The organism is Streptomyces sp. NPDC058231 (assembly GCF_042882275.1).
In the GTDB taxonomy this organism is placed as follows: Bacteria; Actinomycetota; Actinomycetes; order Streptomycetales; family Streptomycetaceae; genus Streptomyces.
Genome location: NZ_JBHVWN010000172.1, coordinates 1 through 1,536, shown reverse-complemented (window position 1 = coordinate 1,536; position 1,536 = coordinate 1). Strand labels below are relative to the sequence as shown.

1 protein-coding gene is annotated in these 1,536 nt (G+C 69.7%); it reads left to right on the top strand.

Features of this window, described 5'->3' with window-relative positions; all coding sequences use genetic code 11:
• Positions 1–1,504, top strand: a 1,504-nt coding sequence (locus ACFVXE_RS39070) for an IS701 family transposase (protein ID WP_389678558.1), incomplete at its 5' end; no start/stop codon positions are given.
• Between the last annotated feature and the right edge of the window lie 32 nt (positions 1,505–1,536).

The following is a 1,536-nucleotide window of genomic DNA, read 5'->3' as shown; positions in this document are numbered from 1 at the left end:
TGGTGGTTTGTTGACGGCGGTTCAGGGCCGTAGTAGGCCGGTAGCAGAGGAACGTCGCCTCGCCGCCTGGGGGCTTGTGATGACCCGTCGTGTGCCGTGTCCGCCCGCTCCGGGCCCGCTGGAAGCCTACGCCGCTCGCTTCGATGACCTCTTCTCCACACTGGCACAGCGCCGTGGGTTCCGCGAGTACCTGACCGGGCTGCTGCTGCCGCGGGACCGCAACAAGACGCTGACCTGCCTGGCAGGCACCGAACCCGTCGTCGGTGCCCAACACGCCTCGGTGCAGCGGCTGCAGTTCTTCCTGTCCGAGTCGACGTGGGACCACAAGCAGGTCAACGCCCGCAGGGTGGAACTACTGCTGGCCGACCCCGCGACCACTCCGCACCCGGGCGGTGTGCTGGTGATCGACGACTCCGGGGACCGCAAGGACGGGACAGCGACCGCGCACATCGGCCGGCAGTGGCTGGGCCGGCTGGGCAAGACCGACAACGGCATCGTCACCGTGACCACCTGCTGGGCTGATGAGAACCTCTACTACCCGCTGCACGCCGTGCCCTACAGCCCCGCCCACCACTTTCCCAAGGGCAAGAGCGACCCTGACTTCCGCACGAAGCTGCAGATCGCCGCAGAACTGGCCCGCACGGCCAAGGCCGCCGGAGTGACCTTCCGAGCCGTGGCCGCCGACTGCGCGTACGGTGACCAAGACGGCTTCCGCAGGGACCTCGCCGCAGCCGGGCTGCCGTTCGTCATGGCCCTCAAACCGAGCCACGGCACCTGGGCCTACGGCAAGGACGCCTACACTCCCGTCGACGCCGCCCGCGCCTTGACCTGGACGGACGCGGAGCATCCAGGGGACTGGACCGCCGTCGAGCGCACCTTCCGCGACGGGCACACCGAGACCTGGTGGGCCGCCGACGCGACCCTCGGCTGGTGGGGGCCCGACGGAAACGTCCGCCTGGTCGTGGCCACCACCGACCCGGCCACGCTGCCCGCGCAGGCCACCTGGTACCTGGCCACCAGCCTGCCCCGCCCCAGCGGCCCCCGCGAGGCCGACAGCCCCGAACCGGCCGCCGACCTGGCAGAGGTCGTCCGGATCTACGGCATCAGGCACTGGATCGAGCAGAGCTACAAGCAGATCAAGGACGAACTTGGGTGGGCCGACTTCCAGGTCCGCTCCGACACCGCCATCCGCCGCCACCAGACCCTGGTCACCTGCGCGTTCTCGTTCTGCTGGGACACCTGGTTCGCTCAACCTCCAGACCGGGAGCCCGCCGATGACCCCACGGACCCGCCGGCTGCCACACCGGTGGAACCGCCTGAGAGGGGGCCCAAGCGGAACCCACCAGCCCCAACCGTCCAGCTGGCCACAGGCGATCCGCGCCGTCCGGGCCTGGCTCGATCCCTGGACCACCCTCCAACGCTGCTGGCGAGCCTGGACCAACGCACCCCCGCCACCCGAACTCCAAGCCCTGATCAACGCCGTCGGCGCAGGCCACCCACTTGATCTCTACTCCCCGGTTTAACAAACCACCACTA